The 13,501-nt window shown below is 68.1% G+C and carries 11 protein-coding genes; 9 read left to right on the forward strand and 2 right to left on the reverse strand.

Annotation, left to right across the window (positions count from 1 at the left end; translation table 11 throughout):
* Positions 1-52: 52 nt before the first annotated feature.
* Positions 53-1,300 (reverse strand): DUF6986 family protein, encoded by a 1,248-nt coding sequence (locus V1Y59_RS16120; RefSeq protein ID WP_330505969.1) that lies wholly within the window; start codon positions 1,298-1,300, stop codon positions 53-55.
* Positions 1,297-1,752 carry a PaaI family thioesterase gene (locus tag V1Y59_RS16125; protein WP_330505970.1) on the reverse strand — a complete coding sequence of 152 codons (456 nt, stop codon included), beginning with the start codon at positions 1,750-1,752 and terminating at the stop codon, positions 1,297-1,299. The genes V1Y59_RS16120 and V1Y59_RS16125 overlap by 4 nt, the downstream gene beginning before the upstream one ends.
* 268 nt (positions 1,753-2,020) lie before the next feature.
* On the opposite strand from V1Y59_RS16125, the gene V1Y59_RS16130 reads away from it, so the two are divergent.
* The 9 genes from V1Y59_RS16130 to V1Y59_RS16170 all read left to right on the forward strand — a co-directional run bounded on the left by V1Y59_RS16130 (position 2,021) and on the right by V1Y59_RS16170 (position 13,492).
* Complete coding sequence (locus V1Y59_RS16130; RefSeq protein WP_330431762.1) at positions 2,021-2,419, forward strand: BlaI/MecI/CopY family transcriptional regulator; 399 nt, start codon at positions 2,021-2,023, stop codon at positions 2,417-2,419.
* Positions 2,420-2,488: 69 nt separating this feature from the next.
* A complete protein-coding gene (locus tag V1Y59_RS16135) occupies positions 2,489-3,439 on the forward strand; it encodes a M56 family metallopeptidase (RefSeq protein ID WP_330505971.1) in 951 nt (316 codons plus the stop codon).
* Between the two features lie 103 nt (positions 3,440-3,542).
* Positions 3,543-5,015 (forward strand): NADP-dependent phosphogluconate dehydrogenase, encoded by a 1,473-nt coding sequence (gndA, locus tag V1Y59_RS16140; protein ID WP_330505972.1) that lies wholly within the window; start codon positions 3,543-3,545, stop codon positions 5,013-5,015.
* 19 nt (positions 5,016-5,034) lie between these two features.
* Positions 5,035-6,468, forward strand: a complete 1,434-nt coding sequence (guaB1, locus tag V1Y59_RS16145) for a GMP reductase (protein ID WP_330505973.1) — start codon at positions 5,035-5,037, stop codon at positions 6,466-6,468.
* Positions 6,469-6,471: 3 nt separating this feature from the next.
* The gene (locus V1Y59_RS16150) at positions 6,472-7,854 is read left to right on the forward strand and encodes a hemolysin family protein (RefSeq protein WP_330505974.1); all 1,383 of its coding nucleotides are present in this window, start codon (positions 6,472-6,474) and stop codon (positions 7,852-7,854) included.
* Between the two features lie 66 nt (positions 7,855-7,920).
* Positions 7,921-8,997, forward strand: coding sequence for a hemolysin family protein (locus V1Y59_RS16155; protein WP_330505975.1), 1,077 nt, complete (start codon positions 7,921-7,923; stop codon positions 8,995-8,997).
* 1 nt (position 8,998) lies between these two features.
* On the forward strand, positions 8,999-9,916 hold the full coding sequence (locus V1Y59_RS16160) for a 3-methyladenine DNA glycosylase (RefSeq protein ID WP_330505976.1): 918 nt from the start codon (positions 8,999-9,001) through the stop codon (positions 9,914-9,916).
* A gap of 36 nt (positions 9,917-9,952) precedes the next feature.
* The gene (locus V1Y59_RS16165) at positions 9,953-12,121 is read left to right on the forward strand and encodes a malate synthase G (protein ID WP_330505977.1); all 2,169 of its coding nucleotides are present in this window, start codon (positions 9,953-9,955) and stop codon (positions 12,119-12,121) included.
* 165 nt (positions 12,122-12,286) lie between these two features.
* Entirely contained in the window at positions 12,287-13,492 is a 1,206-nt protein-coding gene (locus V1Y59_RS16170; protein ID WP_330505978.1) for a hypothetical protein, read from the forward strand.
* Positions 13,493-13,501: the final 9 nt, after the last annotated feature.

A 13,501-nucleotide genomic window follows, 5' to 3' on the forward strand; every position in this document is an offset into this window, starting at 1 on the left:
CGGCTCGCCGAGCCGAGTCCCGCCCGGCGAGCACGCGATACGAGGTGACCGGTCAGGCGGGGAGTCCGCCCCCACCGACGCGCAAGGCGTCCAATCGTTCTGGGCTGCACAGTGGTGCGATCTGAACGATCTCGTCGGTGGTGAACGCACCGGCCGAGAGGCCGCGATCGAGAACCGCGGCCAACGACATCGCGGTGGCGGGTTCGTCGACGACGTCGCCGGACGTGCGGTCGAAGTAGGCCTGCAGTCGCTGCGCGGCGGTCGGCATCGCCGACCGGAAGAAACCGATCACCGCGACCCAGCGGGTGGCCAGATGCCCCGGGTGCATGTCCCAGCCCTGATAGAAGCCACGTTCGAGCGAACGCAGCACGAGTGCGTGATGGCGCCGGATCGCCGCCTCGACCTTGTCGGGACCGCCGACGGGTACGACCTGGGTGGAGCCGTCGCTGATCCACACGCCGGTCTGAGCGGCCGCACTCTGCATCACCGCCTTGGCGTGGTCTGCGACCGGATGCGTGAGCGACTGCTGCGCCGAGACGATCCCGCACGCAGCGCTGTAATCGTAGGTGCCGTAATGCAATCCGGACAGCCTGGGGGTTCCCCGGTGAATCGCCTCGGCGACCGTGGCCCGACCGTCAGCGCTCATCACCGCCTGCGGGATCTCCACCTGCAGTTCGTACCGGACCGCGTGTGCCGGCAATCCGTGCGCGCGCTCGAACTCGGCACACACGACGTTGATCGCGTCGACCTGACGCACGTCGCGCAGTTTCGGGACGGTGAACACGAAACCGTCGGGGACACCGCCGGCGCCGTCGAGGACGAGTTCCAGCGTGCGCAGGCCTCGTGCACGTTCGGCCGCACCGAGCCCTTTCGCCCGGACCCCGGCGCTGCGCGGTGCGTGCGGACGCATGTCCGTCCAGGCCGCGAGGATCTCCCCCGCCCGGCGCGCGTGACCGTCCTCGACGTCGTCGGGACGCCACCCGTAGCCGTCTTCGAGATCGATCCGCAGATCCTCGATCGGATTGTGGCGAAGCCGCCGCCGCGCGAGATCGACCACCACCTCGTCGCCGCCGGTGAGTTCGACGAGCAGATCCGCCGCCTCGTCCGCGAGCGCCGCGGCCTGTCCACCCCATGACGCCGGAGTGTCGACCGCCACGTCGGCGGCACTGACATATGCGGTGTGCACGGGCTGCGGTTCCGCCCGCTCACCCGGATAGTTCGCCTCGAGATCGGCGTCCACGGGGCGCAGGATCTCGTCGAGCTGCGCCCACTTGCCCGCCGGTGACGCGCTGCCGGTCATGCGCCGGCGGCGGGAACAGGTGGCTCGACACCCTCCGGCAACGCGATGTTCTGCAGCCGCACCTGCGACGTCGCGACCAGCCGACCGTCGGCGTCCGTCATGGACACCCGCCACAGTTGCTGTCGGCGTCCGCGATGCACTGGCGTCGCCTCGACGGCGACGGTGCCGGTACTGATCGACCGGAGGAAGTCCGTGTTGTTGTTGACCCCGACTGCCGTGCCCCCGATCCCGCTGGCCTGCAACCAGGTGAATCCACCGATGCTGGCGGTCCCCTCGGCCAGGGCGCAGTACACGCCGCCGTGGACGATGCCGAACGGCTGGTGATGCTTGGCGGACATGTCCACCGTGCCGGCCACGAGATCGGCCGTGACGTCGGTCAGTTCCAGCCCAAGTGCGGCGTCGAAGCCACGTCCGAAGGTGTCCTTGATCAGCTCTTCGTTGTCCACGCTCATAACGAAGAGAGTGGCACGCACGTCGTCGCTGCGTGTAGCGAGGTACATCCACGATCGGACCCCGGGGAACCGACAGGCCCCACGTTGCGTTTGCAACGTGGGGCCTGTCGCGACGTGGACCGGGGGTCTCTGCAGCCCTCAGGACTCTCGCGCGGTCCGACGTGACATTGAATGTAGGGTAGCCTTACCAATGTTGTCAAGGGTGGTTCGGAACTGATTCACGACCGGCCGATGGCCGACGTACACGGGCAGGGAAAGCGAAAGTAAAATGCGAAGAATGAATGGGCTGGGCGACCTCGAACGAGCAGTCATGGACACCTTGTGGGAGAGCTCCACCCCCCAGACGGTGCGTCAGGTCCACGAGACCTTGTCCCAGGACCGGTCCTTGGCGTACACAACGGTCATGACGGTGCTGCAGCGGCTGGCGAAGAAGAACCTGGTGACCCAGATCCGCGACGACCGCGCGCACAAGTACGTACCCACCCACCCACGCGAGGATCTCGTCGCGAGCCTGATGGTCGATGCACTCAGCGAAGCCGAGGCCCCCGGGTCGCGACACGCGGCACTCGTGTCGTTCGTCGGCCGGGTCGGCGCCGACGAGGCCGCGGCATTGCGGCACGCCCTCGACGAGCTCGAAGCCGCCCGCGGAGCCGGCGAGGCAGGTTAGATTCGCCCCAACCACGACCACATCGATTCGCTCTAGCCCACGCACACAGCCCACCCGAGGACGTTTTCGATGACCGCGCTCTTCTTCGGCATCCTGACCCTGGTGCTGGTCGGCCCCGCCGCGGAGGCTCTGTCCCGCGCCTCGTGGCCGGTCCGAGCCCCCCGGGCAGCGATGACGTTGTGGCAGGCCATCGCGCTCGCCGGCGTCCTGTCCGCCTTCAGTTGCGGGCTGGCGATCGCGGCGAACCTGCTCGCTCCCGGCCCCGACGGGGCGCCGACCACCAATCCCCTGCACGAGATCGACCGCCTCGGATTCCCGCTGTGGCTCACCCTCGTCGGCGTGTTCGCGCTGACGCTCATGGTCGGGGCCCGGCTGATGTACACGGTGATCCGGGTCGGCGTCCGGACCCGCGCCCGGCGACACGCTCATCGCCAGCTCATCGACATCCTCGATCGTTGCGATCACAGCGACGCCTCGAATCCACTCTTCGGCCGGGACGTCCGGATGATCGACGTCCAACAACCGCTGGCGTACTGCCTACCCGGACTGCGTCAACGGGTCGTTGTCAGTGAAGGGGTCGTCGCACGGCTCACCCGCGAGGAGCTCACCGCTGTGCTCGCCCACGAACGCGCTCACCTGCGGGCCCGACACGACCTCGTCCTCGAGGCCTTCATCGCCCTGCATGAGGCATTCCCGCGGGTCGTGCGCAGTCGTTCGGCACTCGGCGCAGTCGAGCTCCTGGTGGAATCCCTCGCCGACGACCAGGCAGTCCGTGCCACCGCACCGACCACCCTGGGCCGCGCACTCGTCGCCTGCGCCGATGCGGTCGCCCCACGCGGTGCGATGGCCGTCGGCGGCCCGACGACGCTCGCCCGGGTACGTCGACTCCGTGATGAACGACCGACCCTGCTGCTCGCCGCGGTCGCCTATGCCGCCGCCGCGACCATCCTGGTGGTGCCGACGCTCGCCGTCGCGATCCCGTGGCTGACCGAACTCAGCCGGCTGATCTCCGCTGCATGACCCGCCGGGCCGTTGGAGGCGATCTCCGCCCCGCTTGCGATACTCCCCCGGTCGTGGCCCCTCCCGGTCGTGACATCGCGGTGGACGCAATAGGCTTGATGCCATGACGACTTCCGCCGCCTCCACCGGCACTGAATCCACCGACTCGACCAAGGCCCAGATCGGCGTCACCGGGCTGGCCGTCATGGGCTCGAACATCGCCCGCAACTTCGCGCACAAGGGCTACACGGTGGCCCTGCACAATCGGAGCATCGCGAAGACGGACGCGCTGATCGAGCAACACGGTACGGAGGGAACATTCATCCGCACCGAGACGGTCGAGGAGTTCGTCGCGGCGCTCGAGCGGCCGCGGCGGGTCCTCATCATGGTCAAGGCCGGCGCCGCCACGGACGCCGTGATCGAGGAACTGGCGTCGGCGATGGAGCCCGGCGACATCATCATCGACGGCGGCAACGCCCTCTACACCGACACGATCCGTCGTGAGCGCGCCCTCGCGGAGCGCGGACTGCACTTCGTCGGTGCGGGCATCTCCGGCGGCGAGGAGGGTGCACTCAACGGACCGTCCATCATGCCGGGCGGACCGGCCGAGTCCTACAAGTCGCTCGGGCCGATGCTCGAGTCCATCTCGGCACATGTCGATGGTGAGCCGTGCTGCACCCACATCGGCCCCGATGGCTCGGGGCATTTCGTGAAAATGGTGCACAACGGCATCGAGTACGCCGACATGCAGTTGATCGGCGAGGCCTACGACCTCATGCGCAAGGCGCTCGACCTCCCGGTCGCCGAGATCGCAGATGTCTTCCGCGAGTGGAACTCCGGTGACCTCGACAGCTATCTGGTGGAGATCACCGCCGAGGTGCTCTCCCAGGTCGACGCCGAGACCGGCAAGCCGCTGGTCGACGTGATCGTCGACGCCGCAGGCCAGAAGGGCACGGGCCGGTGGACCGTGAAATCCGCCCTCGACCTCGGAATCCCGACGACCGGCATCGCCGAGGCGGTGTTCGCGCGCGCACTGTCGAGCGCGACCGACCAACGCAAGCAGGCCCAAGGCCTGGAATCGGGCACCCTCGCCGCTGCGCCGACGGATACCAAGACCTTCGTCGACGACATCAACAAGGCGCTGTACGCCTCGAAGGTCGTCGCCTACGCACAGGGCTTCGACCAGATCGCCGCCGGCAGCGCGGAGTACGGCTGGGACGTCGCGCCCGGTGATCTCGCGACGATCTGGCGCGGTGGCTGCATCATCCGGGCCAAGTTCCTCAACCGCATCCGCGACGCATACGCCGAGAACCCCGAGCTGCCCAGCCTGCTGCTCGCGCCGTACTTCCGTAAGGCCGTCGAGGACGCGGTGGACAGCTGGCGGCGCGTGGTCGCCACCGCCACCACGATGGGTATCCCGGTCCCGGCGTTCGCGTCGTCGTTGGCCTATTACGACGCGCTGCGCAGCGAGCGACTGCCGGCCGCCCTCACGCAGGGGCTGCGTGACTTCTTCGGCGCGCACACCTATCAGCGCATCGACAAACCCGGCACCTTCCACACACTGTGGAGTGGCGACCGGACCGAAGTGACGGCCTGAGAGGAGCTTCGGCTACACCGTGCGATTCCTGGAAGGCCATGCGCCCGATCACGACCTGACCTACGACGATCTGTTCATCGTCCCGAACCGGTCGGATGTGGCGTCCCGGTTCGACGTGGACATGTCGACCGACGACGGCAGTGGCACCACGATCCCGATCGTGGCGGCCAACATGACTGCCGTCGCCGGGAAGCGCATGGCCGAGACGGTGGCTCGCCGAGGGGGACTCGTCGTGTTGCCGCAGGACCTGCCGATCCCGGCGGTCGCGGCGTCGATCGACCACGTCAAGTCCCGCCACCTGGTGGCCGACACGCCGGTGACCCTGACTCCCGAGAGTTCGGTCTCCGACGCGCTGGCGTTGATCCCGAAACGGGCCCACGGTGGGGCCGTCGTCATCGAGGACGGCCGGCCGATCGGCGTGGTCACGGAGAAGCGCTGCCACGACGTCGACCGATTTGCGCGCGTTCGTGACGTGCTCGACCCGGATATCGTCACTCTGCCCGTCGAGACGGCCCCGCGCGAGGTCTTCGACGCCCTCGGGGACATGCACCTCGGGCTGGCGGTGCTCGTCGACGCCGATGGGCGACTGGCGGGCGTCCTGACCCGACTGGGCGCGCTGCGCCACGGGATCTATCGGCCCAACGTCGACGACGCGGGCCGTCTGCGCATCGCTGCGGCGGTCGGGATCAACGGTGATGTGGTCGGCAAGGCCAAGGCGCTCGCCGCGGCGGGTGCCGACCTGCTCGTCATCGACACCGCCCACGGCCACCAGGAGAAGATGCTCACCGCGCTGGAGGCGGTCGCTGCCGCCGACCCGGGCGTGCCGATCGCGGCCGGGAACGTGGTCTCCGCCCAGGGTGCGGCCGACCTGATCGACGCCGGTGCCTCCATCGTGAAGGTGGGGGTCGGGCCCGGTGCGATGTGCACCACCCGCATGATGACCGGGGTCGGACGTCCCCAGTTCTCCGCCGTCGCCGAGTGCGCCGAGATCGCGCGGACCCGCGGTGCCCATGTGTGGGCCGACGGCGGTGTCCGGCACCCACGCGATGTCGCGCTGGCCATTGCCGCGGGCGCCTCCAACGTGATGATCGGGTCGTGGTTCGCCGGAACCTACGAGTCGCCCGGTGACCTGCAGCAGGACGCCGGTGGCCTGTACAAGGTGAGCTTCGGGATGGCGTCCAAACGCGCCGTCGCCGCCCGGTCGGCGACCGACGGCGCCTACGACCGCGCCCGCAAATCGCTGTTCGAGGAAGGGATCTCGACCTCACGGATCCGGCTGGACCCGGAGCGCCCATCCGTGGAGGACCTCATCGACCACATCTGTTCGGGGGTTCGGAGCACCGCCACCTACACCGGGGCCCGCACCCTGCGGGAGATGCACGAGAACGTTGTGCTCGGGGTGCAGTCGGCGGCCGGTTTCGCCGAAGGGCGTCCGCTCCCGGGCGGGTGGTGACGATTGGAGATCCTCCTCCTCGTCGGCAGTCTCGTCGGTTTCGTCGCACTGACCCTGGGCACGGCGTTGTTCGTCGCGGCGGAGTTCTCGCTGACAGCCCTCGAGCGGTCGACGATCTCCGACGACGTGGAGACCCGCGACGATCGTCGGTCACGGCTCGTGCAGCGTGCTCACAGCACACTGTCGTTCCAGCTGTCCGGTGCGCAACTGGGCATCACGATCACCACCCTGATCACCGGTTACATCGCCGAACCCGTGCTGGCTCGGATCTTCACGCCGGCGCTGACCGGTCTCGGGGTGAGCGATTCGGTCGCCGGAGGTGTGTCATTGGCGCTCGCGCTGATCATCGCCACGTCGTTGTCGATGGTGCTCGGCGAACTGATCCCGAAGAACCTCGCCATCGCCAAGCCGCTGGCCGTCGCGCGTGCCACGGCCGGTCCGATGACACTGTTCTCCGCGATGTTCCGCTGGGCGATCGACGGTCTCAACGGGTCCGCCAACTGGGTGGTGCGACGCCTGGGGATCGAACCCGCCGAGGAGCTGCGGTCGGCGCGCTCCCCTCAGGAACTGGTGTCGCTGGTGCGCAACTCGGCGCGGCAGGGATCGCTCGACGCGGGTACCGCGGCGCTGGTCGACCGGTCGCTGAAATTCGGTGAACTGACCGCCGAGGACCTGATGACGCCGCGGGTGACGGTCGAATGTCTCGACCTCGACGACTCCATCCGCGACCTCGTCATGGCGTCATCCCGCACCGGTCACTCGCGCTTCCCGGTCGTGATCGACGGCGACCTCGACGACCTGGTCGGCGTCGTCCACATCAAGCAGGCCTTCACCATCGCACCCGAGCATGCCTCGCAGACGACGGTGTCCTCCATCGCCCGTGGTGTGCCGCGCGTGCCCGCGAGTCTGGACGGCGATGCCCTGATGGAACGCATCCGCGCCGACGGGATGGAACTGTGCGTGGTCATCGACGAGTACGGTGGCGCCGCCGGAATCGTCACCACCGAGGATCTGATCGAGGAGATCCTCGGTGACGTCACCGACGAACACGACCAGGAGCGCGCCGACGTCGCCACCGACGGCGACGGCTTCCTGTGCTCGGGTCTGCTGCGGATCGACGAGGTCGCCGACGCGACCGGGTACCGCGCGCCCGAAGGTTCCTATGACACGCTCGGCGGACTCGTGATGTTCTCGCTGGGGCGCATTCCGGAGGTCGGCGACGTCGTCGACCTGCCGATCCGTACTCCTGTCACCGAGTCCGACGACGAGGACGAGGACGAATCCCTGCCCGGCAGCGACAGACCCTGGCGCGCGACCGTGACACAGATGGACGGCCGCCGCATCGATGTCGTCGCGCTCCATCCCATCCACGACACCGACGAATGACTGAGGAGCAGAGCGTGCCTACCGTGACCGACTTCGGGTCGGACCCAGTTCGGAGTTTCCGGACCGATGGGTGACGTCTGGGCGGTGCTCCTCACCGTCGTACTTCTCGGCGGCAACGCGTTCTTCGTCGGCGCCGAGTTCTCCCTCATCTCCGCGCGCCGCGATCGTCTCGAAGCGCTCGAGGAAGTGGGCAAGAATCGTGCCCGGACGGTGATCCGCGCGAGCGAACAGCTGTCGCTGATGTTGGCCGGCGCCCAGCTGGGCATCACGATCTGCTCGATCCTGCTGGGGCGGGTGGGCGAACCGGCGGTGGCCCACCTGATCGAACACCCCCTGCACCTGGCACACGTGCCCGATGCGCTGCTGCATCCGATCTCGTTCACCATCGCCCTGTCGCTGGTGGTCGTCCTGCACATCCTGATCGGCGAGATGGTGCCGAAGAACATCGCCCTGGCCGGGCCGGAGACCATGGCGATGCTCCTGGTCCCCGCCCACCTGATGTTCATCCGGCTCGTCCGTCCGCTCATCGCGTTCTACAACTGGTTGGCCAACTTCGCCTTGCGGCTGATGCGCGTCGAGCCGAAGGACGAACTGGCGTCGAGCGTTTCGCCCGGAGAACTCGCCCAGATGATCGTCGAGTCGAAGCAGGAAGGCCTCATCGACGCGGAGGAGCACGAACGTCTCACCCGCGCGTTGCAGTCGGTCACCCGCACTGTTCGCGAGGTGATGATTCCCCTCGACGCGTTGCGTAGCGTGTCGGTCGATGTCGATGAGACCACCGGGCGCACCGGCCCGACGTTGGGGTCGGTCGAGCGGGCGGTCAGTGACACCGGCTTCTCCCGCTTCCCGGTCCGCGGCCCCGACGGCACCTTCACCGGGTACCTCCACCTGAAGGATGTCCTCGACGAGATCCTCGACGAGACCGCCGGTCCCGGCACCGTCATCGGGATCGACAAGATCCGCCCGTTGCCGGTCATCGCCTCGGCGACACCGCTCGACGAGGCCACGGCGGCGTTACGTCGCACGAGCGCTCATCTCGGCGCGGTGGTCGACGACAGCGGCCGGACCATCGGCGTTGTCGCGCTGGCCGATCTGGTGGAGGAATTCGTCGGCAACGTCCGCGACGAGACCCACCGGGTGTGACATGACCTTCCCCGCCATCACCGCCGGAACCCGTACGGTCCTGCAGCGCACCGAGTGGCAGCGCCGGCGCGACCTGCATCGCGCCCGGGTGGACGACCTGATCGGTCCGTACCTGAAGGAACGTCGTCGGGGGCGGAAACACCCGGTGATCGACTTCCTCTTCACCTACTACGCGTCACGCCCGGCACACGTCCTCCGCTGGCACCCCGGCCCCGGTGTCGTGCTCGAGGCGGGCGAGGAGTACCTCGCACTGCGCGGCTACCACCGGGTCGCAGGCGGCATCACCGTCGACCCGGCGTACCTGCGCAGCCGTGTCGGTGCACTCGGCGCGACCGAGGCCCTGCTCCGGGCCACCGCCGCCCGCCCGGCACGCCTGGGCTGCTTCGGCCTACACGAATGGGCAATGCTGTATCGGAGCACCGACAGCCGTCACGACCTACCCCTGCGGCTCGGCCGATCGGGCACCGATCGCGTCGTCGAGGACATGCCGTTGCGTTGCACCCACTTCGACGCGTTCCGTTTCTTCACGCCCGAGGCCCGTCCGCGCAACGAGTCCCAGCTCACCCGTGACCGCCAGTCGCACGACGAACAGCCGGGCTGCCTCCACGCGACGATGGACCTGTACCGGGCGTGCTTCTCCTTGGCGCCGCTGGTGGAGTCCGAGCTGACGATCGCCTGTTTCGAACTCGCATTGCGCGCCCGCGAACTGGACATGCGCGCCAGCCCGTACGACCTCCGTGACCTCGGCTACCAGTCGGTGCCGATCGAGACGGCGGCGGGCCGGGCGCAGTACGTCCGCGAGCAATCGGCCATCGCCGCCGACGGCGAATCGCTGCGGTCCGCCGTCGCCGACAGGTGCGCACAACTGCTGGAACAGGTTCCCCGGGATGCCCGCGAACAACTGATTACCGGCGAGTAGCATGAATGCGTCGATTCACCCTGGAGAAAGGCTGTCATGTCTGACCGGACCACCGTCAACGGGCTGCAGGTCGCTACCGTCCTGTACGACTTCATCAACAACGAGGCGCTGCCCGGCACCGGTGTAGACCAGGACAGCTTCTGGGCGGGCGCCGCCTCGGTGATCTCCGACCTCGCGCCGCGCAACCGCGAACTGCTCGGGGTCCGCGACGAGCTGCAGGCCACGATCGATCAATGGCACAAGGACAACCCGGAGTTCGACTTCGCCGCGTACAAGAAATTCCTCGGCGAGATCGGATACCTCGTCGAGCCCCCGGCCGATTTCCAGATCGCCACCGACAACGTCGACCGTGAGATCGCCGAGACCGCCGGACCGCAGCTCGTCGTTCCGGTCCTCAACGCCCGATTCGCGCTGAATGCGTCCAATGCACGCTGGGGATCGCTGTACGACGCGCTGTACGGCACCGACGTCATTCCGGAGACCGACGGCGCCGAGAAGGGCTCCTCCTACAACACCGTCCGCGGCGACAAGGTGATCGCCTACGCCAAGGACTTCCTCGATCGGGCCGTCCCGCTCGAACAGTGCAGCTACACCGATGTCACCGCGTTCGCGGTGGTGGATGCCGGTTTGCAGGTCACCCTCGAAGACGGCAAGACCTCGACCCTGGCCGACCCGTCTGCCTTCGCCGGCTACCGCGGCGAGCCGTCCACGCCGTCGTCGATCCTGTTGCGCCACAACGGCCTCTACCTCGACATCGAGATCGACCCGGAATCGCCGATCGGCAAGACCGACCCGGCTGGTGTCAAGGACGTCGTGATGGAGTCCGCGATCACCACGATCATGGACTTCGAGGACTCGGTGGCCGCCGTCGACGCCGACGACAAGGTGCTGGGTTACCGGAACTGGCTGGGCCTCAACAAGGGTGACCTCGCCGAAGAGGTCAGCAAGGGCGGCAAGAGCTTCACCCGCACCCTCAACGGCAACCGCGACTACACCGCACCCGACGGCTCCGGCTTCGACCTGCACGGTCGCTCGCTGCTGTTCGTCCGCAACGTCGGTCACCTGATGACCAACCCGGCCGTCCTCGACGCCGACGGCAACGAGGTGCCGGAAGGCATCCTCGACGCCCTGTTCACGTCGCTCGCCGCCATCCACGGTCTGTCCACCCAGGGCGGGGTGCAGAACTCGCGGACCGGCTCGATCTACATCGTCAAGCCCAAGATGCACGGTCCGGACGAGGTCGCGTTCACCGTCGAACTCTTCGGTCGCGTCGAGAAGGTTCTCGGTCTGCCCGAGAACACCCTGAAGGTCGGCATCATGGACGAGGAACGCCGCACCACGGTGAACCTGAAGGCCTGCATCAAGGCGGCCGAGAATCGCGTGGTGTTCATCAACACCGGCTTCCTCGACCGCACCGGCGACGAGATCCACACCTCCATGGAAGCCGGCGCGATGATCCGCAAGGGCGAGATGAAGCAGCAGAAGTGGATCGCCGCCTACGAGGACTTCAACGTCGACACCGGACTGGCCGCCGGACTGCAGCACAAGGCCCAGATCGGCAAGGGCATGTGGGCGATGACCGACCTGATGGCCGACATGGTCGACCAGAAGATCGGACAGCCCAAGGCCGGCGCCACCACCGCGTGGGTCCCGTCGCCCACCGCCGCCACCCTGCACGCGATGCACTATCACCTGGTCGACGTGTTCGAGCGCCAGAACGAGATCGCCAAGCGTGACCCCGCGAGCGTCGACGACATCCTCACCATCCCGCTGGCCCCGAAGACCGACTGGTCCGACGAGGAGAAGCAGCAGGAACTCGACAACAACTGCCAGTCGATCCTCGGCTACGTGGTGCGCTGGATCGATCACGGCGTCGGCTGCTCCAAGGTGCCCGACATCCACGATGTCGCGCTGATGGAGGACCGCGCCACTCTGCGCATCTCGAGCCAGTTGCTCGCCAACTGGATCCACCACGGGATCGTCAGCGCCGACGACGTGGTCGCCGCCCTTCAGCGGATGGCTCCGGTGGTGGACCGGCAGAACGCCGACGACCCGACCTACCGGCCGATGGCACCCGACTTCGACGGCAACATCGCGTTCCAGGCCGCCAAGGCACTGATCCTGGAGGGCACCACCCAGCCCAGCGGCTACACCGAGCCGATCCTGCACCGCAAGCGTCGCGAGTTCAAGGCCGCCAACGCCTGATTTCTCCGCTGACGGACGCACTCGGATCGTCCGCCCCACCGCCACCCCGCTGTCGGCACGAGTGATGTCGGCTATCGTCAACATCTGTCGCCCCGGTCACATGCACGGTCACATCCGGGCCGGGGCGCCAGACGTTGAACGACGCAAGAGCGGGAAGGCGGGGGGTTGGCACACCATCGGAGTACCGGCGGCCGCGGGTCGGTACGTGGTCGCGGCGTCAGTCGAGGTCTGGTCGGTTCCCTTCTGGCGATCGTTCTCGTCGCAGCGGTCGTGGTGGTCTGGGTGCAACTCGGTGATCGGATCGATCGTCAGGGCGAACAGGCTGCGGCGAACTGTGTGGAGGGCACGGCCAGCGTTCCCATCGTCGCCGATCCCGACATCGCCGAGGCGCTGAGAACCATTGCGGAGGCCTACGCCGAGACGGGGCCCGTCGTGCGTGACCACTGTGTGGTCGTCGACGTACGACCGGGCGACGCCAAGGTGACCCTCGACGGCCTCGCCGGCACCTGGGATCCCGCAGCTCTCGGTACCCGCCCCGCGGCCTGGGTTCCACAATCGTCGATCTGGGCCGCCGACCTCATGTCCGCCCGCCCCGACATCGTCGACGGCCAACCGCCGTCGCTGGTCAGCTCGCCGGTGGTGTTGGCGACCGCGCCACGACTGGCCGAGGCATTCGACGACGACCTCGAGTGGCAGCAACTACCCACCCTGCAGCAACGGGACGCCGCACTCGGCGCCTTCGGTCTGGGCAGCTGGGGCTCGATCCGGCTCGCGATGCCGGTCGGCGCGCAGTCCGACGCCACCGCGCTGGCAGCCCAAGCGGTCGCCATGCAGGTCACCCGCACGATGGGTCCGCTGACCGAGCAGGACGCCGACTCACCGCGGGTCTCTTCCAGCATCGAGGCGATGCAGTCCGGTGCTCCGCAGTCGCCCGACGGTACGCCCGTCGGCGCTGCACGAACCATCGCCGAGGCCGCCGACCCGGCCCAGTCACCGATCCACGCGGTCGCCATCACCGAGCAATCGCTCTATCAGCTCACCCGAACCGACACCACCCCGCGGCTCGCCGAGGTGATCCCCGGCGGCCCGACACCGATCGCCGACTATCCGATCATTCGGCTCACCGGCGACGGCGTCGCCGTCGAGCAGACCGACGCGGTCGCGGACTTCTTCGAGTTCGTCCGTCAGCCCGAGCAACTCGCCGGTCTGACCGGACTCGGTTTCCGAGGCGACGCGCCCCTGCCGGAGCCGACCGCGACGGTGGGATTCCCCACCACCGAGGACCCGATGCCCCAACCGGAGACGGCCGCGACGGTGACCATCAACCGCCTCGTCTACGGTCCCGACAGCGGCCCGCCCTCCGCGGGCTGACGACCCGGT

The sequence above is a fragment of the Gordonia prachuapensis genome (genome assembly GCF_036350515.1).
Taxonomy (GTDB): Bacteria; Actinomycetota; Actinomycetes; order Mycobacteriales; family Mycobacteriaceae; genus Gordonia; species Gordonia prachuapensis.

What these genes read in the sequence shown, in the direction of transcription:
- V1Y59_RS16120 (WP_330505969.1), bottom strand. Translation starts at nt 1,300, where the DNA reads ATGACCGGCAGCGCGTCACCGGCGGGCAAGTGGGCGCAGCTCGACGAG.
- V1Y59_RS16125 (WP_330505970.1), bottom strand. Translation starts at nt 1,752, where the DNA reads ATGAGCGTGGACAACGAAGAGCTGATCAAGGACACCTTCGGACGTGGC.
- V1Y59_RS16130 (WP_330431762.1), top strand. Translation starts at nt 2,021, where the DNA reads ATGCGAAGAATGAATGGGCTGGGCGACCTCGAACGAGCAGTCATGGAC.
- V1Y59_RS16135 (WP_330505971.1), top strand. Translation starts at nt 2,489, where the DNA reads ATGACCGCGCTCTTCTTCGGCATCCTGACCCTGGTGCTGGTCGGCCCC.
- gndA (WP_330505972.1), top strand. Translation starts at nt 3,543, where the DNA reads ATGACGACTTCCGCCGCCTCCACCGGCACTGAATCCACCGACTCGACC.
- V1Y59_RS16155 (WP_330505975.1), top strand. Translation starts at nt 7,921, where the DNA reads ATGGGTGACGTCTGGGCGGTGCTCCTCACCGTCGTACTTCTCGGCGGC.
- V1Y59_RS16160 (WP_330505976.1), top strand. Translation starts at nt 8,999, where the DNA reads ATGACCTTCCCCGCCATCACCGCCGGAACCCGTACGGTCCTGCAGCGC.
- V1Y59_RS16165 (WP_330505977.1), top strand. Translation starts at nt 9,953, where the DNA reads ATGTCTGACCGGACCACCGTCAACGGGCTGCAGGTCGCTACCGTCCTG.